The following is a 19,703-nucleotide window of genomic DNA, read 5'->3' as shown; positions in this document are numbered from 1 at the left end:
CAGCCGCTCAACAATCCTCGCCACGACTGGCAGCTTACTCAGCCAAATGAGATGATGTCTTAGGGCCAGGCTCGCCGACATGTCGTCCGGCGCAACGAAGAACCTCACGATGATGCTCACCTGGGCATCATGCCCGACAGTCCACATCCATGATCGGCCGGACAAGTCCTAGAGGAGGCCGGCGTCTGCCGCACGGTCACGCAGCGTTCTCAGGCTTGTGCGCGTGCCTGTCTCGTCCTCGACGTGCCATTCGTTCATGCCCTGGCAGGTCTTGGTGCCGCGGGCGACAGCGCCGGCCTCGTCGACCCGGCCGTAGGGGGTGCCGCCGGTCGCCGTGAGGATGATGCCCCCGTCTTCGTCGATGGTGGCCCAGTGCTCTTCGGAGCGGTAGGTGAGGACGATTCGGGTGCCGGCCTTCAGGACCTGCGCGTGGATCATTTTGGCGACGTCCGTGCGTCGGCCGCCTGGCCTGCGCCGCGGTGCCGGCGGGTGTGTGGAGGTGACGGGTTGTGCGGGGCCGTCCAGTTCGGGCAACACGTCGACGGGCAGGCCCAGTCGTTTGGGGTCCCAGATGTGTTCGAACAGCCGCAGGTAGAGGTTTTGGCGGGTCTGGATGACCGTGGTCATGGTGTCCCGGGAGCCGAACGGTCTGAGGAGCTTGTCGAGCTGGTGGGTTTTGATGAATTCGCGCAGTACCGGGTGCCGGTGGTTGTAGCCGGGTGCCATGATCCCTAGGAGAATGTTGCTGCGGGCGTAGGGGACGGCCTTGTCGTTGAGGGGCAGGTCGTTGAGGCTGGAGTTCTCGCGTCCCATCAGCAGGCCGAGTCCGCCGAGTTGGTTGCGTAGGCTGCGGAAGATGACCTTGTCGGGTATTTCTTGCTGTACCCGGTGGTGGTGGTTCGCCCATAAATGCTCGATGTGGTAGCGGTCCCCGTCGAGGTAGGCGAGCAGGTCGGGAGGCCGTTGGCAGGCTTCTTCGACGTAGGCGGTGGCCCGGGCGAGCAGGTAGCGGATCTGGTGGGTGTTGTTGCCCCGTAGCCCCAGGGTGACCGCGTCGCGGATCGATCCGCCGTCGTCCCTGATGAGGCCAGCCAGCGCGGAGGTGACGTCGTCCACGGTGCGGCACCTGCGCAGGAGGGGGACGAGTGTGCCGTGGACCAGGGTGTCGGCGTCGGCTGACTGTACGGGCAGGTCCTGCAGGATCCTGAGGGTGTACCAGCGGTCCATGTAGGTGGCAACCAGGCGGCCTTTGTCCTTGGCTTCGGAGGGCTGGTCGTCGGGGTTGATGGCGGCGAGGATGGCTACCGTCTGGGCATCGAGGCCGTTGCGTTCGTTGAAGAGCACCGTCTCGAGGTGATCGTCATCCTTTTTGAGCGCGCGGCTGGCCGCGAGGAAGGGCCGGAACCGTCGGGCCGTCTTCAGCAGCTCTTGAACGAATCGCAGGAAGTTGTCTGGACGGTCGTCCGTCAGCCCCAGGTAGACGCCGTTGCGGCGTACCCACACGTTCAGGTTGGTGGCGATCTGGCGGCGGTCGTCGTCGAGGCCCTCGCGTGCGTAGCGGGCCAGAAGGTATGCCTTGATGAAGCGGGGTACCGCCTGTGGGTCCTCGCGGTCGGTGGTCAGTTCGCGCAGCATCTCGTGCCACTGGGTGTTCAACTGGTCCTCGTCTGCTCCGACGTTGGACAGCAGATGGCTCTTGAGGAGGTCGACAGCGGTGAGGCGGGCGCCGCGGTCGTTCATCGTCTCGAACATCCGGTATCCGTGGTCGACACCTGCCGCCCGGATCCCGACCAGGACGACCCGGTCCAGGAGCCAGTCGGTGAAGCGGTGGAGTTTCTCCGCATCCAGCTCTTCTGTCAGCTGGGACTCGATCTGCTGGCTGCGTGCCCAGAGATTGCGGCGGGAGAGCGAGTCCCCGATGCCTGTTTCGTACTTGCGGCCCCTGGTGATCGCTTGCAGGACAGGGTTGTGATCGGCGATCGAGACGGAGAATCGCTCGCCGTCGATGGTGATTACCCGGTTGAGCCGTTCGACGGCTTTGCCGTGCCCGGCCTCCTGTGCCCACAGTCGCAGTTGGCAGAAGAGTAGGTGCAGGGTGACGAAGCGCTGCTGCCCGTCGACGAGGGAGCGCTGGTGTTTTTCCGGCTCGTAGTAGACGAACGGGCCAAGGAAGTACTGTGGTGCGGTGTGCGGACGGCGCAGGTAGGACGTGTTCGGCAACCAGTTCCTGAACGATCCGCACAGGTCCCGGAGCAGGGTGCGGACTTCGTCCTCGCCCCAGGTGTATTCACGCTGGTAGTAGTCGATCTCATAGGTCACGTCACGGAACAGTTCCCACAGGCTGAAACCCTGGGACCTGATCTCGTCCGAACCCATGCCACCACTCCCCCAGCGCCGGTCCTCCGTCCATGGTCCCAACTTCATCCCGCGCCGTACAGACGGCGCGTGGTCGTCGTGCCGCCTCCCACCCGGGAGGTGACCGTCGTGCTCACACGCACTGCGTGTTCGGGGCTGCGCCGGGGCGACCTCGCTCCTGGTAGTCCAAGCCCGGCAGCACTGCTGGATGACGCCTCCCTGCTCGCCCGTGCTGGGGCGCTCACCCACAGGTTTCGCTCCTGCCGGGGTGATGCGGTCAGCTGCGTTGCGGGGTGTGGCGGGTGGTGGGGTCGATGCGGCTGAGCACCCAGCGGATGAGGTCCTTGCTGAGGGCGAGGTCGGGGTTCTCTTCGAGTGCGTCGTGGAGAAGGAGGGTGATTCTTGCCCAGTTCCGGAACGATCCGTGGCCGGCCATGTCATCGGCGTAGAGGATCAGTTCGGGCTGTGCTCCGGCCCAGATCTGCTGGTAGGCGGGGATGGTGGCCTGGACTTCGGTCGGCGTGAGGGGGCTGAACTGGTACCAGTCGAGGATTCGGGAGTGCAGGGCCGGGTTGTTGAGGATTTTCTGCCGGGCGTTGCCGCTGCCGACGAAGATGATGGCTGCTCGGCGGGCGTCGTCGCCCCACAGGTTGCGGAAGTATTCCAGTGCCTTCGTCCCGAGTCCTTGGACTTCATCGATGAGCAGGACGCGGGGTTCTACTTCGAGGGCGTCGTGGATCTGCTGGTCGCAGGGGCCGACGGACTGCGGTGGTTCTCCCGGCAGGTCGAGGCGGCACCAGAGCTGGGTTCGGATTTCGTTCATGTTGGCGCCGTTGTTGTAACGCAGTCGGACGGTGGTTTCGGGGGCGCGGCGGCGTAGGACGGTGTGGACGGCGAAGGTTTTGCCGAGGCCGACGTGTCCGTGGATGCAGACCATGGCGTTGTGCTTGATGGATTTGAGGATGCGGGCTTCGGTTTCGGCTACGGCTTTGGTGGCCATGGCGTTGGCTCCGGTGAGACCCAGGTAGTGGTCCTGGCTGGGTGGGGGGAGCTGGCTGGGGCGGGGGGAGGTGGTGGGGGTGTTCACGGCTGGTCCTCGGAGGGTGTCGGCGGCTGGGGTGCGGTGTTGGGGTTGAGGGGAAGGGTCCATTCGGCGTCGGGTTCGGGCAGTTGGATGAGGTCGGGCAGTGCCTCTGCTGCCGGGTCGAAGCCGTCGAGGGCCCGCAGGTGCTCGATGGCCTCTTCTTCGGGCAGCACGTCCAGGGGCACGGGCGGGGCAGGGCGGGTTGCGGCGGCGTAGCGGGTGTTGCGGTTCTTCTCTGCCTTCTTCAGCTGGGCGCGTAGGCGGTCGGCTTCGCGTCGGCGGGCTCGTTTGAGGTTGAGTGTCTGTTCACGGGTCGCTTGTCCGGCCATGACGGCGGCGCCGAGGTGGCGTCCGGTGTGCGGGTCGTAGAGTTCGACGCGGTGATCGTGGTGCGGGAGGTAGCGCAGGTTTACCTTTTCGCCGACGCGGCCGTGCATCCAGTCGGCGATGTAGTTGCGTTTGTGCCAGCGGACTCCGCCGTTGTTGATGGTCAGGGGCTTGCCGTGGCGTTCGAGGGTGTAGGTGTGGAGGTCTTCTGCGGTGACGGTGTCGATGAGTGCGGGGTCGGCGTCCCACGCTTGGCGGGGAGTGCGGCCTCCCAGACCCCTGAGTGTGTTCTCGTGGTTCCAGTGGTGGACCCATTTGAGGACCCGGTCTACGAACGCTTCGAAGTGCAGCAGTGGTTGGTCGGGGTCGACGGGTTTTCCGCCGAGGAGGGTGGGTGCGTGGGTGTAGCCGGGCATGTCGGCGAACAGTGTCGGTTTGATGGCTCCGTTGACTGCTTCGACGTTGCCTTTGCCGTCGGGGTTGAAGGGGGGCAGGGCGATGATTTCGGATCCCAGGACGCCGAGTGCTTCCTTGACGGTGGCGCACAGGAATTCTTTGCCGCCGTCGACGCGCACGTACGCGGGGATGCCGCCGAACGGCCCGTGGTGGTCGTCGATGAGGACGGCGTCGCGGATGGCGACGAGGACGCCTTCGCGGCTGGGGCGTTGCGGGCTAATGGCGAGGCCGCAGATGGCTGAGGTGGCGCAGTCGACGAAGAAGGTGATCCATGGTTTGCGGATGTGGCCGTCGATGCGGACTTTGACGCTGGCTTCGACGTGGTCGGTTTCCCAGGCGTAGTTGCGGTGGTGGCGGTCGCGTTCGCCGGACACGTCGTAACGTCGGCGGGCTTTTTCGCCGCCGCGGAGGCCGGCTCGTATTCCGGGTGTGAGGGCTTTGTTCACGGCGCGGTGGAAGGTGGGCAGGGAGGGGACAAGGTGGCCGTCGGCGCGTAGTTCCCGCCATGCGGCGGTGGCGTTGCCGCGCCGGCGGGCCACTGCGTCGAGCATGAGCGGGGTGAGGGTGAAGCAGGGGCGGTCTTGGGGTTGGTAGGTGCCGTTGTTGGCGCGTGCGTTGGCGAGCCAGCGGTCGACGGTGCGGGGGGTGACGCCGAAGGCGTCGGCGACGCCGATGAGCCGGGAGCGGGTGAGCCGTTCTGACTGCTCGAGGGTGTAGAGCCGGTGGATGGCGGCAGCGCGCAGGGTGCTCTGGTCAGGGATTTGCGGCATGACGGCTGTGTTTTCTGGTCGGGGGTCAGGCGGGGGCGAGTGAGAGAAGGCCGGCTCCGTAGGTCTTGGCCCTGCCGATGCCGTTCTTCAGGGCGTGGGTGAGGAGTCCGGTGTCGGTGACGCGGGCGAAGCCGTCGAACTGGGTCAGCCTGAAGTAGGGGGCCGAGCGTGCGAAGTGGGTGCGGGGGAAGGGCCTGGGGAGGGAGGAGATGGTGACGGGTTCGAGTCCGGCGTCTGTGGCGCGGCGTTGCCACCAGGCGATGGCGTCGTCGCCGGTGAGGTGGGTGATTTTGCCGCGGCGTTTCCCGGTGACGGGGTGGGGTGTGGGATTGCCTGCGGAGCGTGCGACGGTGGGGGCGGCGGTGATGCGGTAGCGCATGGTGCGCCCGGGGGTGAGGAAGTTCAGCAGGGGGGCGAGGTCGATCGTGCGGGCGGTGCCGTAGCTGGTGGGCAGGGCGGTGAGGTCGGGTGTGTGGGCTGTTTGCACAAGAAGGGTGGGCTCGGGTCCGGATTCTGTGCGGAAGAGCAGGCCGGCTGTGGCCCGGGGGTGGGGGCCGGCCTGGTCGGGGACCAGGCGCATGAGGGTCTTGTGGAGGCTGTTGACGTCGGCGAGGTCGGCTCTGGCCGCTGCGTGGTGGGGGTCGATGGCGATGCGGGTGAGGCTGGTCATGCGGGTTCTCCGTGCACGTATGCAGTGAGGGCGTCGATCGGTCGGGGCCCTGTGCAGAGGTGGGCGGGCAGGTGCTCGGTACTCATCCACAGGGGGCGTGGCAGGTGGCGTCGGGCATGGCGGGTGAGGTTGGTGGGCTCGCTGGTGCTTTCCCGGTCGGGCGGGGTGGCGGGGTCGGCGCCGGGGGGCGGGTGTTCCCAGACGAGCGTGGCGGGCACATGGGTGTCGCTGGAGCCGGGGGGCCGGTTACGGGTGAGGGGGGTGCGGGTGAGGAGTTCGTCGACGGGGTCGGGGCTGTCCGCGTTGAGGACGAGGGGTTCGTCGGGCAGGCAGACGCGGCGTCCGAGGAACAGTCCGAAGCGGGGCCGTTCGAGAGTTTCGGCGATGTGGCTGATGAGGAGGTCGGGGCCTTCGACGGCGACGGTGAAGACGGCGCCGGTGAGGTAGTCACGGTGGGAGACGAGCGTGGAGGCGGTGAGCTTGCGCCGGGTGCCGTCACCGGTCAGGAGGCTCTCTTCTTTGGGGCGGCCGCCGCCGACGGTGTGGAAGTCGCGGTACAGGGTGCCGGGCTGATCGATGCGGATGGTGAGGGTCAGGTCGCGGTGGCTCGGGGAGGTGGTGTCACCCGGTGCCCGTAGGTGGGGGTAGGGGTCGAGGGCGTGTTCGCGGGGGCGGCCCTGGGCCGCGGCGAACATGCCGATGAGCGAGGAGCGGGTGGGGAAGGCGCTCGTGTCGCGGTAGTGGAAGACGCCGCGTTCGCCGGAGGACTGCAGCAGGCCTGCCAGGCGCAGGACAAGGCCGGTCACGGCCGGCCTGCGGGGGTCAGAGCGGCGGTCGCGGCGGTGGCGCTGGCGGCGGCGAGGTCGTCGAAGGACGTGTGGTGGGTGCCGAGGTCCTTGATGGGCTTGGTGAAGGTCCCGGTATGTCCGTGGGCGACGAGGTGGCGGGTGCCGAGCAGGCGGGTGATGGTGGCGGCGTAGTCGGTGAGCGTCTGGCGGGCGGGAGCGGTGTAACCGCCTTGGGGGGCGGCTTTGACTGGCTGTTCGAAGGCGGCGCCGTAGGAGACGGAGCGGCGGTCGCGGACGGCGTAGTGGACGAGGTCGGGGACGGTGTGCGGTGCGGTGGACGTTTTCTTGCCGCCCGGCATGCTCAGGATGAAGTGCTGGACGAAGAGCTCGACGAGGTCCTTGACCGTGTCGGCGGGGGCGCCGGATCCGAGGTTGTGGTGGAGGTCGGTGATGTTGATGGTCGCGAAGCGGTAGAAGAGGCTGGTGGTCAGGAACGCGGTCTGGAGATGGGCGCTGCCAGAGTCTGCGTCCTGGGGCAGGTCTTCCACCGTGGTGAAGAAGTCGGGCTGCGGGTCGCTTTGGTGCACGGAGAAGGCGGGGGCCATCTGCACGGCTGCTTCGACGTGGCCGGTGGGCAGTTCGGCGAGCATCCGCCCGAACAGGTTGATGCTCGCGGTGCGGCGAGTGAGGTGCGCGGCGAGGTCTTTGGCGGGCAGGACCGCGTCGATCTTCTTCTTGGGGGTGTGGTCGGCGAAAGCTTCTTCGAGTTCGGTGCGGTGCTTTTCGCACAGGGCGACAATGTCGTCGATGACGTCCGTGGGGAGGTAGAGCATGGCCTGGGTGCGGTAGCCCTCCCTCTCGTTGTGCTTCAGGCCGCCCTTCTTGGCCGAGTGGACGATCTGTGCCGAGGCGAACGCGGCGAGGTCCTGGGGCCACTGGGCTTCCTGCAGTTTCCGGGTGACGAGGGGCGGCACCATGCGGGTGCGGGCGGCGTGCTCGCCCAGGTCCTGTTCGACGTTGAGGCGGATGGGGCGCTTCCATGCCTGGGGCGAGACGAGGGCCCGGATCGCGTTCCCGAAGGAGATGGTCTTGGGATCGCCGTCCGCGTCGCGGTTGAGGTTCGCCGCGGTCACGGGGTGGAGGATGTGCAGGTCGAGAAATCGTGCCGGGGTGTGCATGGGTGTGCTTCTTTCACTGGGGCGGCGGGCATGGCGCTGATACGGGTCGCGGGGTACGGGGGCCGTGGGCCGTGTGAAGGGCCGTGATCAATCTGTGTGCCGCCGGCCGGTCCGGGCGGTCGGGCGGGGCCCGAGGGGCACCGGACGGTTCCGGGGCATGGGCCGCCGGGCGGCCTGCACCGGGGTGGTGTTCCGGTGTGGGGCGCCGGCAGGGAGGGGCGGGGCCGGTTGGTGCGGGGGGGGGGTCAGGAGCGCCGGGGTTCGGGGGTGGCGAGGTAGAAGGCGTCGCGCCAGCGCAATCCGACCTGGTCACGCTGGTGGGGGCGTTGCACCAGGTCGTGGAGGAGGACACCCCAGTCGGGGGTGATGCCGTCCTTCAGCAGCTGTGCGACAGGTGCGGGCAGGCGGCGGTGCAGCTGGTCGTCGCTGAGGCGGGTCAGGACGCTCAGGAGATCCTCGGTGCGCTGCGCTGCATGGCCGGCTCGGTGGACGGCGGTGGCGAGGGTGGCGCCGAAGTTCGGCCTGGCGAACCAGGCCGCCGGATCCGGCGGCGATGGTGCGGGGGCCGGCTCGACGGGGGCGACGAGACCAACTCCCAGATCGTCTCCCAGAGTCATGGGGCCGGCGTCGTCGTCCGGGGCGGGGCGCACGCCCGGGGTGTGGGCCTGGGGTCCGGCTGTCGCGATGAGGCTCGCGACGGTGTAGTAGGCGCGGCGCCCGGCGCGGTGTGCGGTGCGCCGGGCCAGGTAGCGGTCCATGGGGGCGCATTCCTCGACGGGCCGGCCCCGTCCTCGGCTGAGGCGGACGCGGACGCCGGGCTCGGCGCACAGGAGGTGGACGTGGGCGACGAACGCGTCGCAGGAGGCACGGTGTTCGGCTGCGGTGGGCATCAGGCAGCCTTCCGGGGTGTTGGGGGCTGGCGGTAGAGGTCCCTGACGGCATGGGCGACGGCGCGGCCCGCGGCAGCGTGACGGATCCGGGCGGCTTCGGTGACCTCGCGCAGAGCGGCCGCGGCTGCGGCCGCGAAGGCGGTGGGTGCCGCGGTGCCGGGCTCGTCCAGAAGCTGCCAGAACACCGTCTCGGCTTTCGGCCAGTACCGGGTCAGAGCCTTGCCCGCCCAGGGGGGCTGCGTGGTGCGGCTGCGGGTGACGGTGTCCCAGGCCTGTTTGGCGACGGTCGCCAGCCGATGCGCGGCGTGTTCGGCCTCCCGGCAGCATTCGGCGATGCGCTGGGCTTTGACCGGGTCGTGTTCCTGGGTCCAGTTCAGCAGGGGCGGGGTGAGGGCGGTGTACCACTGCCGATCGATGACCTTGCCGTCCTGGTCGAATCCGTGGACGCGGATCCGCAGGCTGCACCGCACAGGTTCGGGAAGGTCGTTGAGGGTGTCGAAGATGGCCGGCCGGCGGTGCGTGCCGTGTTCATCCGGAGCCAGGAGCAGTGTCTCCAGGTCGCGCCACCATGCGCGGGACGCGTCGGCGCGGTGGAGGGTGCGGCGCCGGGCGACGTTCTTGCGTTCGGGGATGAAGCGGTAGGCGAGGTAGGGGTCGGTGGTGATCTGTTTGGGCTGCTGGGTGGCCCAGGTGACGTAGGCGTCGGTGACGGTGGCACCGCCCTGGCCAGGCACGAGGAGGATCGCGTGCCGGTTCTGTCCGGTCAGCTGCCGGCCGGGCCAGGTCGGCGGGCGAGGCGGGGCCTGCGGGTCGGGCGGGGCGGGTTCTTCCCACGGGCAGGCGTCGGCGCCGGGGGGCTGCTCGTCGCCGGTGAAGGCGGGGACACCGGTGAGGAGCGTTTCGTGCAGGGTGCGGCCCAGGGGGTGGAAGGAGACGCTCGAGCGCAGGGGCCCGCTGGTCTGCTTCATGCTGGTGGCACCGCCCAGAGTGCGAGGGGTGCCCTTGCCGGAACGCCCGTAGTAGTGGTGGATGAGCAGGATCTGCAGGGCCTCGGCGGTAGGAACGGGTTCGGCGGTGTGGTGGCTATGCGGGCTGAACCAGGCCAGATTGTTGCCGGCGGGGCGCCCGGGAACGAAGACGTTGATGCCGGTGCTGTGGGGGCACTGGGTGCGCAGCGAAATGTCCTGGAGCCAAGGCCTGGCCTGGTCGAAGACGTTCCAGCCGTGCTGGTCGAAGTAGGCGTGGACGGCGTCCGGGTCGAAGCGGCCCTCAACCAGGCAGCGGCGGCGCAGGGCGTTCCACTGGGAGGCTGTGATTTGGGAGTCGTCCAGGCCGGTGATCCGGGCGGTGATGGCGATCGCAACCCGCAGCAGTGCTGAGGCTGCCGGCGGGTGGGGCAGGGCGAGATCGTCGATGCGGTGGGCGTCCAGGAACAGGGTTCGCAGGCCCAGTTGGTCGTACTGGTGACCGGAGCGGACGTCGATCCAGGGACTGTCGGCTGCGCTGAACGTGGCGGGCGGGGATAACGGAGGTAAGGAGGGCAAGGGGATGGCTTCCGGAAAGAGGGAGGGGCGTGAGGATGTGGGGTGCGGGCAGCCGGGGGCTGGGGCATGTTCTCGGGAGGTTTGCTGCTGCGGGGCAACGCGGCGGCCGGGCCCGCCGACCCCGACAGCGGCCGGTGCTGTGCAGGGGACATCGCAGCGCCCTTGTGGGGCGCGGTGTGCGAGTGCGACCGGGTGTTCGGTGGTGTGCGGCACAGCGAATCATGTCGCCACAGCGCTTCGCGGCCGGTGAGAAAATCCGACTATCGAAGGGTGGCGTGATGCTTTCAGCCCTGAGTATTACGTGCAGTGATCATTGATGGTCTTTGCGGTGCAGGAGGCCGAGTTCTTCGTCCATGCGGAGCCAGTGATGGCCGAAACGCTGTTCACTCTCCCGTGTTGAAAAATCAGTGGGCAGCAGCACGGTGTCGGCGAGAAGAGGATGCTGCTTCCAGCTTTCGGGCGGCTGATGCCGGTCGGAAGCGCGGGTGACCCAGGCGGCCGGGACGGGCAGTGTGTGTTCCAGGATGCTGCGCAGGTGGCTTCGGCTGAGGTGTTTCTGGTCCGGGAGCGGGAGACGGCCGGCTGCGTCGAGGGTCAGGGTGCCGTCGGGGCTGCGGTAGCAGGGCAGCAGGCGGCGGGGCAGGATGCCGGGCCGGGTGGCCGCCTGGGCGGTGGTGAGGTGCTGACGGTGCAGGTCGGCCAGGGAAGAGACCCGTATCGCCGGGGGCGCCAGGTGGATGGCGCTGAGCTGCTGCTGACGACTGGTGCGGATCTGGTGGGTGGCTGCCATCTGCTGCAGACGTGTCGTTTCCGCCGCAAAACCGGAGGTGACACCGTGGACCTGTTCGACGAGGGCCTGGACGTCGTCGGGTACGACAAGGGGTTCCTTCTCCAGGGTTGGGAGGAGCCGGGCGGTTTCGTGGAGGGTGACGGCGGGCTCGACCGTGCCCCATCCGGGCGGCAGCGCGGTCGCGCCGCGGGAGTTGACCGGGTTCAGCACCGTCAGCGTCGGGCTGTTGTCACGGTCCCACCAGGCGGGGCGGCGGTCCTGCCCGGCCCACAGACGGGTGAAGCGGCCCAGGCGCCCCAGGCGCTGCAGCAGGCGTGCCAGAGAAGCGAGATCGCTGACCATCAGGTCGACGTCAAGGTCCAGGCTCATGTCGAGGAGGCTGGTGGTGACGAAGACGAGGCGTGCCGGGCGCGGCCCTGCGGGTCCCATCCGGGTCCGGAGGTCTCGCAGCGTGCTCTGCCGTCGCCACCCCCGGACCCGTGCGTGGACGAGGACCAGGTCGTGCGGTGGGCCGGTCCATGTGCGGCGCAGGTACTGGTAGGTGTCCTGCGCGTCGGCGACGGTCGCGCACACCACGGCCGCGCATCCGCCGTGGCGGACCACCCGCTGGAGCGTGTCAGCGATCACCGCCAGGCGCTCCCCCGGGTCGACGGTGCGGCCGGCCTGTTCGAGGCGCCGGTAAGTGACCGGGCGGATGCGGATGTGGGCGGTCCTGCGCTGGGCGGCCCTTTGCCAGCCGTGGGCCGGTTCGGACATGCGGTGGGCAGTGGCGGTTGCCGCGTCCGCGAACAGCCACCCGGGGTAGCGGGGGGCGAACGAGGCACCGTGGAGACCAGTTTGGCCGGCTCCGGCCAGGTAGGCCCGTACCAGCTCGGTGGCGGTGGACGCAGGCATCGTCGCCGACAGCAGGACAACCGGGCAGTTCAGGGCTCCCAGCCAGTGCAGCAGGCGCAGCAACTGGAGCTGGCTGAACGGGTCCAGCGCGTGGGCCTCGTCGACCACGACGGTCTTGCCCGACAGAGCCAGCATGCGCAGCGCGCTGTAGCGGACGGGCAGGACAGCCATCTGTGCCTGGTCGGTGGTGGAGACGGTGTACTGGGCCAGAAGCACATTGTCCCCTCCGCGCAGCCATCGGTCAGGGCCGGCGCTGCCCGAGCCGGACTCCGTCTCGTCGCCGGCCGCAAGATCGTCCGGGTCGTCGGTGAACGGGTTGTAGGGTGGTCCGTCCACAACGGACATGTCCGCCGGGGACAGAAGCCGGCCGGTGTAGGCCTCGTTGAGGTCGCTGTGGTGGTGCACCAGCGTCACGGGGGCGTACTCGGGCCGGTGGGCGCGCACGTACCGGTCCAGGACCTCGTAGGCCTGGTCTGCGGCGGCCGTGGCCGGGAGTAGCCACATCACTCCCTGAGTGCCACAGTGCTCGTTGAAGATCCGTGCCATCTCCAGGGCGGTCACGCTCTTTCCCGTTCCCATGGCATCCGTGACCACCGCGATGCCACTCCCCCGCTCGGCGACCAGCCGCGGCAACTCCTCCATCACGGAAGCCTGAAGAGCATTTGGTTCCTCAAGTCCCGGGTGGGCGGTGGTGAACGGGACCCGGTCCAAAGCGAAGCGGGTAAGGCCGAGCCGCTCGACCTCCTCCTCGGCCTGCTGGCGGGCGTGACTGTAGTGCTCGGCAGCCCCGAAGGACGGAGTGTCCGCGTTGGGCACCCAGTACCGGAGCTGGCTCGCGACCCGGTCGGCAACCATCGTCAGACCCGTGATCAGCACCGCGGCCTCGACCGACATCCGTTCCGGAGCCTCATCGGCACCGAACAGGTGCCACAGCAGCCGGGTGTAGCGGCGGCGCAGGTCCTGCCACACCGGCCCGCCCAGGGTGGCCTGCACCCGGTGGGCGGATGCTGCCCCGTCCACGTCGAGTTGCAGGAACCGGCCGTGGTGCCCGCCCAGACTCTGAGCAGCACGGACGGCGGGACTGTCGTTACCGCCGACGGCGAATCCCAGCTCGCCCAGCAGATGCAGCCCCGCATGCATCGACGCGCGCGCGTGCGGGACGTGCACTACCGGCCCCATGTCCGCCAGCAGGTCCTCCCCCAGCCGTATGCATACGGAGGGCTCAAAGGACTGCCAACTCGGAATGAGCTTTCCGATGTCATGCATGGCAGCCAGGAAAGACACCAGCGAACGCGCATGCTCCTGCGAGACGTTGAGCCCGGCGCTGATGACCTTACGTTGGCTCGGGGTCAGGAACCGGTCCCACAGCGCTGCGGCCACCGCACCCGCATCGATCAAGTGGAACAGCAGCGAATACACCCTCCGCGTGACACGATCGAACTTCCCGCAGGGACGACGGTCAACACCGTCGTACCGGGCGTCCTCAACAGCTCCCATCCCCACACGCTGACGCCTCACGGAACCCACGACAACATGATCATGCAAAGGCAGAGCACTCAGCCTCGCGCCCGCTAAGATCCGCCCTCTACCGGTACGTCTCGTACGGGCCTAACCTCTGATGTGGCATCATTTCCCTAGCCGGACGCAAGCAAAAGGCAGGCAAAGTTCCCCAGAGTGCCCAGGTCAAGAAGGGTAGAGCCCGCACGAGCGGGAGTGACGCGGTCAGTTCGTGGACGCGCTTCCCGTAGGACTGCTAGAGCCCGCGCAAGCGGGAGTGACTCGGCGATATACTCCAAGTTCACTTCGACGTTGGGGTACGGCCTGCGCCGGGCTGGAGTGATCTCGGGGCCGAAGCCCTGCTGGCAACATCCGCGCCGTAGAGCCTGCGCAAGCAGGAGTGACCCGTGCCGCTGCCACTCCGCCGGTCATACCGGGTTGTAGAGTCCGCGCGAGCGGGAATTACTCGATCGCCGCCCTCTAGGAGCCAATCGGCTTCAGTCAGAGCCTGCGTGAGCGGGAGTGATCCGGCCTTGCCCCGGTCGACGACGATTGTCTCGGGGTAGAGTCCGCGCGAGCGGGAGTGACGCGCCTGGAATGAGCACCTCAACGCCTCCTACATGTAGAACCCGCGCTAGCGGGAGTGACTCGATCTGGCGGACGTCGTGGGGATTGTGGTGGACATAGAGCCCGCGCGAGCGGGAGTAATTGCGTCTCTTGATCCTCTATGTTCAGGCGCAGGGGGTACGGCCTGCGCTGGGCTGGAGTGGTCTCGGGGCCGAGGCCCGGCTGGCAATACCCGCGCCGTAGAGCCTGCGCAAGCAGGAGCGACCCGATCGCCCTGGCCGAACAGCCCGCACGTTCCTGGAGAGCCCGCACAAGCGGGAATGACCAACGCTCAGCGGGCGAGAGCGGGTGCCAGGCGAGTAGGGCCCGCGTGAGCGGGAGTGACGCGCCCGGTTCGACCAGTTCAGTGCCGTTGAGGAGGTGGAGCCCGCGCGAGCGGGAGTGCCCCGACCTTGCCCCGGTCGACGACGATTGTCTCGGGGTAGAGCCCGCGCGAGCGGGAGTGACGCACCAGCGGCAGCCCCCTGGGAACCCTGTTCATCGTAGAGCCCGCGCGAGCGGGAGCGGCTCGGTCCTCTGGCCTGTGTCAGACGCAAGGGCACGACTCGAAGGTCGATACCTCGCTGGAAACACCCGGGCAGCGAACAGGAATGACTCGGCCAGCGGCTTGTGGTCCAAGGGCACCGCAACTCACACGGTCGAGGTTCATCAAAGGGAATGAAAAGAGGCCCTCGCTCTCGCTACGCTCCAGGTGGGCGAGCCTGAGCTCCGCGCGAGCGGGGGTGACTCCTCCTTCTGCTGCTGGGCGAGGGACCTGGCCAGCTGAGCCCCGCGCGAGCGGGGGTGACTCGGGCCGAGAGTTCGACACCGTGATCCTGCCGGGCTGAGCCCCGCGCGAGCGGGGGGTGACTCCTATGTCCGACAGGTACTGGGGCAGACCGGTTACGTGTTCATGGGAGTACCCAGGCCATCGACGGGTCCGCGCAGCGCAGCCGTGAAGACGAAAGCCACTCCATCCGCTGGCCCTCCGCCACCGCCCCGCGGAATCACTCCTGTTCACGCAGACCTCGGTTGGTGTCTGCTGGCGTGGGACGCTCTCGTCCGGAACTCAAGTGCACTCGACGACCCACGGCCACCATCGCATAAGACTGCATGTCAGAGGCACCTCCTATTGCGATTCTCACTGCAATGAACAGGCATTTCTCATGGACGCGCTCAAGGGATTCTCACCAAGCGCCCAACACGGTCTCCATTCCATCCTTGCCTTCCAAGGGATTGAGCGCCCCTGAGCAAAGACAGAAGAATGAGAAGCGGGCAAGGCAATGGCATGAAAGTCAGCACGACCCGATGTCGGGCTGAGTAGCCGTCAGCGGCCGTGCGGCAGACCGTCCACGACCCGGACCATCAGGTGAGCTGGATGTAGCCGTCAGTTCAGAATACAGCCGAGCATGTCGGACGGCGCCGGGCACTGGCCTCGGCCTCCGGCCCGCAGATCATGTCGTCCGGCGGCGGGGCGCAGATGCGGTGCTCAGCGGGCAAGGCGGCAGGTACGCCCTTCGTATCCCCAGATGAGTGACGTCGTACGACGCACTGTTCGAGCTCGGCGCTTTGAAAACGAACTCAGGCCAGGGAGTCGAAGTATGCCTTCTGCGCGGGGTAGTAGTCCTCGAAGTCAGGCCGTGGCCCGCCCGTGCGTGCGGCGGTGAGCATGTCCAGGTAGTACTCCCAGCCCGGGCCGGTCTGGCCGAGGTGCTCTGTGGAGGCGAGATGATGGACCAGCCGGAGTTCGGTGGTGCCGTCGCTCTCGGCCAGCAGCAGCTCCATCGACCAGGATCCGGCCTCGTCCTCCATCGAGACGGCGAGTCGGTGCGGCGGTTCGCAGGCTTGGATTCGCAGCGGGCACCAGGGCGCCGAATCCTCGAACACCAGCTGCACTTCGACGGTGCGGCCGGCCGCCGCCTGGCCGCGCCACGGGCCGAACCAGCGGGCGGTGCGCTCCGGCTCGGTGACACTCGCCCAGACGTCATCGGCGGAGGCACGGTAGCTGCGGGTGAGGACCAGGCGCTGTTTCTCGGATCATGTGCGGAGCCAGATGATGAGAGCGGCGAGGGTGACGGTGCCGAGGTAGGTGTAGGCCCGTTTCTCGTAGCGTGTAGCAACCGCGCGGAAGCCTTTCAGGCGGTTGATGGCACGCTCGACGGTGTTGCGTCTCTTGTAGCGATCGCGGTCAAACCCGGGGGGCCGACCGCCGCGGGAACCGCGGTTCTGGCGGTGCCTGCGCTGGTCGAGCCGTTCGGGGATGATGTGCGATATGCCGCGTCGTCGCAGGTAGCAGCGATTCTCGCGGGAAGTGTAGGCCTTGTCGGCCAGGACCTGGTCGGGTCGGGTGCGAGGCCGGCCGACTCCGATGCGGGGCACCGACACCTGCTCCAGGACAGGCTGCAGCTGGGGACCGTCTCCGTAGTGTCCGGGTGTCAGGAGGACCGCAAGTGGCCGGCATCGTCCGTCGGCTGCGAGGTGGACCTTGGTGGTGAAGCCGCCGCGGGAGCGTCCCAGACACTCGCCGATCTGACCACCTCCTCCAGCCGGACGGTCAGTCTCCGAAGCACCGGATCGACCTGGTTCGTCCGCGGGCGGACCCCCCTTTGGGGAACCGCGGCGGGTGCCGTCTTCCGCGCGCCGGCGGCGTGCTGGTGGGCACGCACCGCCGTGGAGTCAACAGACACCTCCCAGTCGATCCGCCCGGCGGCGTCCTCGGCGGCCTGTACCTTCGACAGAAGCATCTGCCAGGTCCCGTCCGCCGACCAGCGACGATGACGCTTGTAGACCGTCTCCCACGGCCCGAAGCGCTCCGGGAGATCCCGCCACTGCACCCCCGTACGGACCCGGTACAGCACCCCGTTGATCACCCGGCGGTGATCACTCCACCGGCCTCCACGTGCACCACCGCGCGGTAAGAACGACTCCAGCCGATCCCACTCCGCGTTCGTCAGATCTCCGCGTCCCATGCAGTCAGCCTGCCCCCAACACCTCGCTCACGGAGGGAGATCCGAGAAACAGCGCCTAGTACGCCGGAGGCATGCGGTATCCGGACGAGGGCGGGCTGACCGCCGAACAGCGCAGGCGCCGGGAAGAGGTACGGATGCGGGCCGTTGACCTCTTCGAGGAGGACGTGGAAGTCCCGTGCATCGCCCGGGAGTTACGGGTGAGTGAGAAGTCGGTCTACCAGTGGCGCCGCACCTGGAGGACGGGCGGACGCGAGGCGCTGCGTTCCAGAGGCCCCTGTGGCTACGACTGTCGGCTCGGTCCCCACCTGCGGGCCAAGCTCGCAATGTGGCGGGAGGAGGGGCCGGCCGCGCACGGCTGGGTGGACGACCAGGTGTGGACCGCGGCAAGGGTACGCACGCTGATCGGGCGGAAGTTGCACATCTCCTACAGCGTCTGCGGGGTCACCCGGTTGCTGCACCGGATGGGTTACAGCGTGCAGATGCCCGCCCGGCCCGCCGCCGAACGCGACGAGGACGCGATCACCGCATGGCGGGAGGCGACCTGGCAGGAGGTAAAACCCTCCGGGCGGCGACCGGCGCGTTCATCTGCTTCGAGGACGAAGCGGGTGTGACCGGTCGGCCGCCCAAGGGCCGCACCTGGGGCCGGCGCGGCGTCACCCCGAGGGTCAACGTGTCCGGCCGCAGCCGGGGACGGCTCTCGGTGGCCGGGCTGCTGTGCTTCAGGCCGGGCCTGCCCGCCCGTCTGTGCTACCGGCTGCGTCGGCATACCGGCCGCAAGGGCGAGCGTCGCTCGCTGGGCGAGAGCGACTACATCCGCCTGCTGGATGGCGCCCACCAACTGCTGAAGGCCCCGCTGATCGTGGTGTGGGACCGGCTGAGCACCCACATCTCCAAGACGATGAAGGCACTCGTTGCCGAGCGGGACTGGCTGACAGTGGTCCTGCTGCCGAGGTATGCGCCCGACCTCAACCCGGTGGAGGGCCTGTGGGCGCACATCAAGCGAAGCCTGGCCAACCTGGCCGCCCGCACCCTCGGCGAGCTGGAGACTCTGCTCCGCAGACGACTCAAGGCGCTGCAGTACCGCCACGGCATCCTCAGTGGATTCCTCGCCGGGACGGGGCTCGCTCTCGACAGACCGGACGGACCCTAACCTCGCCGTTTCACTTGGGGTGGGGTCGGGTTCTGTGCGGTAACGCGAAAGTGCCTTCTGAGCCGGGACGATGAACCTTGTCGAGGGGTTCTGTCGGTCCAGGCGGAAGGCACTTTCTGCGTGCAGGGTATCGGTTCGCGTCCCAAGCTCCATGTCTCTGCTGACGGTGCCGGGGTGGTTGGTCACGCCAGGGCTCGGTTGCTGGCTGATCTCGCCGATGCCACCGGACTGACCAGCGCATACTCCACCGCGTTGGGACCACTTCGGCCACGCGGCACTGGCCACGACCCAGGCCGGATCGCCACCGACCTCGCGGTGATGCTGGCTGATGGCGGGGAAGCCATCACGGATCTGGCCGTGCTGCGGGACCAGGGCGAGGTGTTCGGCCCGGTCGCCTCGACACCGACGGCCTGGCGGCTGCTCGCCGACATCGACGAGACCGGACTCGCTCGGCTGCGAGCGGCCCGCGCCCAGGCGCGAGAGATCGCCTGGCTGCAGGCCGCCGAGACCCGCTGCGGAATACCGGCGGTGAAAGCCGGCGGACGGGAACTGCCCGGCCTGGTCCTGGACCTCGACGCCACGCTGGTGACCTGCCACTCCGAGAAGGACCAAGCCGCACCCACCTACAAAGGCGGCTTCGGATTCCACCCTCTGCTGTGCTTCCTGGCCAACACCGGCGAGAGCATGTCCGGGCGCCTGAGGCCCGGCAACGCCGGCGCCAACACCGCCGCAGATCACATCGCGGTGCTGGACGACGCTCTCACGCAGATCCCCGACACCCACCGGCACGGCACCGACATCCTCGTCCGCACCGACAGCGCCGGATCGGCGAAAGCCTTCCTCGCCCACGTCCGAGACATGCGGATACGAGGAATCCACACCTTCTTCTCGGTCGGATACGCGGTCACCGAACCGGTCCGCCGCGCGATCCGGGCCCTGCCCGAACAGGTCTGGCACCCTGCCCTGGACCAGGACGGAACCCTGCGTGCCGGCGCTTCGGTCGCCGAACTGACCGGCACGGTCGACCTTGCCGGCTATCCGGACGGCACCTGCATCATCGTGCGCCGCGAGCGACCGCACCCCGGAGCCCAACTGTCCCTCTCGACCAGGACGAGGGCCTGCGGCACCAGGTCTTCCTCACCGACACACCGTTCGCCAGCGGGGGCTCCGCCCAGTTTCTGGAGGTCCGCCACCGCGGGCATGCCACCGTCGAGGACCACATCCGGTGCGGCAAGACCACCGGCTTCGGCCGCTTCCCCTCCCGCCACTTCCTGGTCAACGCCGCATGGCTCGAACTCAGTCTCGCGGCCATCGACCTTCTCGCCTGGACCCGCGTCCTCCTGCTGGACGGCAATCTGGCCACCGCCGAACCCAAGAAACTGCGCTACCGAATCCTGCACGTCGCTGCCCGGATCACCCGCGGCGGCCGCCGCCTGCATTTGCGGATATCGGGGACCTGACCCTGGAGACATGAACTCACGGCCGCATTCCACCGCCTGGCCGCCCTGCCTCGCCCCGCCCCGCCACCTGAGCGACCGCCCTCTGATCACCCACGACCCGAAGGACCTTGGAGAACCCGGCCCACCGCGCCGGGCCCTCACCATGCCCACCGACCGACACCGCTCCAAACGACCCCGCACAGCCAGTCAGCAACCGCAACTGAAACGGCGAGGCTACTGAGGTTTTCGTTAGTTCTGTGGTGTTTGGGAGCTTATTGTCAGTCCGGTGTGAGTGA

At 68.2% G+C, this 19,703-nt stretch carries 11 protein-coding genes and 2 pseudogenes; 2 read left to right on the top strand and 11 right to left on the bottom strand.

What is annotated here, in order from left to right; translation table 11 throughout:
* Positions 1-168: 168 nt before the first annotated feature.
* The 11 genes and pseudogenes from IE278_RS40330 to IE278_RS40280 all read right to left on the bottom strand — a co-directional run bounded on the left by IE278_RS40330 (position 169) and on the right by IE278_RS40280 (position 16,818).
* Positions 169-2,376, bottom strand: coding sequence for a DUF262 domain-containing protein (locus IE278_RS40330; RefSeq protein WP_189779997.1), 2,208 nt, complete (start codon positions 2,374-2,376; stop codon positions 169-171).
* 256 nt (positions 2,377-2,632) lie between these two features.
* Positions 2,633-3,442 (bottom strand): AAA family ATPase, encoded by an 810-nt coding sequence (locus tag IE278_RS40325; protein ID WP_189779996.1) that lies wholly within the window; start codon positions 3,440-3,442, stop codon positions 2,633-2,635.
* A complete protein-coding gene (locus tag IE278_RS40320; protein WP_189779995.1) occupies positions 3,439-4,992 on the bottom strand; it encodes a TnsB C-terminal domain-containing protein in 1,554 nt (517 codons plus the stop codon). The genes IE278_RS40325 and IE278_RS40320 overlap by 4 nt, the downstream gene beginning before the upstream one ends.
* Positions 4,993-5,017: 25 nt before the next feature.
* Positions 5,018-5,662, bottom strand: a complete 645-nt coding sequence (gene cas6e / locus IE278_RS40315; RefSeq protein WP_189779994.1) for a type I-E CRISPR-associated protein Cas6/Cse3/CasE — start codon at positions 5,660-5,662, stop codon at positions 5,018-5,020.
* The gene (gene cas5e, locus IE278_RS40310; RefSeq protein ID WP_189779993.1) at positions 5,659-6,468 is read right to left on the bottom strand and encodes a type I-E CRISPR-associated protein Cas5/CasD; all 810 of its coding nucleotides are present in this window, start codon (positions 6,466-6,468) and stop codon (positions 5,659-5,661) included. The genes cas6e and cas5e overlap by 4 nt, the downstream gene beginning before the upstream one ends.
* Entirely contained in the window at positions 6,465-7,628 is a 1,164-nt protein-coding gene (cas7e, locus tag IE278_RS40305) for a type I-E CRISPR-associated protein Cas7/Cse4/CasC (RefSeq protein WP_189779992.1), read from the bottom strand. Before cas7e ends, cas5e begins: the two co-directional genes overlap by 4 nt.
* Before the next feature lie 245 nt (positions 7,629-7,873).
* Positions 7,874-8,518, bottom strand: coding sequence for a type I-E CRISPR-associated protein Cse2/CasB (gene casB, locus IE278_RS40300; RefSeq protein WP_189779991.1), 645 nt, complete (start codon positions 8,516-8,518; stop codon positions 7,874-7,876).
* Entirely contained in the window at positions 8,518-10,062 is a 1,545-nt protein-coding gene (casA, locus tag IE278_RS40295) for a type I-E CRISPR-associated protein Cse1/CasA (protein WP_189779990.1), read from the bottom strand. The genes casB and casA overlap by 1 nt, the downstream gene beginning before the upstream one ends.
* A gap of 310 nt (positions 10,063-10,372) precedes the next feature.
* Complete coding sequence (locus tag IE278_RS40290) at positions 10,373-13,243, bottom strand: CRISPR-associated endonuclease Cas3'' (protein WP_189779989.1); 2,871 nt, start codon at positions 13,241-13,243, stop codon at positions 10,373-10,375.
* A 2,187-nt stretch (positions 13,244-15,430) separates the two neighbouring features.
* Positions 15,431-15,871 (bottom strand): SRPBCC family protein, encoded by a 441-nt coding sequence (locus IE278_RS40285; protein WP_189779998.1) that lies wholly within the window; start codon positions 15,869-15,871, stop codon positions 15,431-15,433.
* Positions 15,872-15,886: 15 nt separating this feature from the next.
* Positions 15,887-16,818, bottom strand: a pseudogene (locus IE278_RS40280) (IS5 family transposase).
* 71 nt (positions 16,819-16,889) lie between these two features.
* Here IE278_RS40280 and IE278_RS43460 point away from each other — a divergent pair.
* A protein-coding gene (locus IE278_RS43460; protein ID WP_444546121.1) for an IS630 family transposase occupies positions 16,890-17,968 on the top strand; the annotation gives its coding sequence in 2 pieces (ribosomal slippage) (positions 16,890-17,370 and positions 17,370-17,968; 1,080 coding nt in all).
* 90 nt (positions 17,969-18,058) lie between these two features.
* Positions 18,059-19,425, top strand: a pseudogene (locus IE278_RS42775) (IS1380 family transposase); the annotation flags it as partial.
* Between the last annotated feature and the right edge of the window lie 278 nt (positions 19,426-19,703).

It is taken from the genome of Streptomyces tauricus (genome assembly GCF_014650955.1).
Lineage (GTDB): Bacteria > Actinomycetota > Actinomycetes > Streptomycetales > Streptomycetaceae > Streptomyces > Streptomyces tauricus.
Note: the sequence above shows the minus strand (reverse complement) of the source record. Positions and strands in the feature narration are given on the sequence as shown.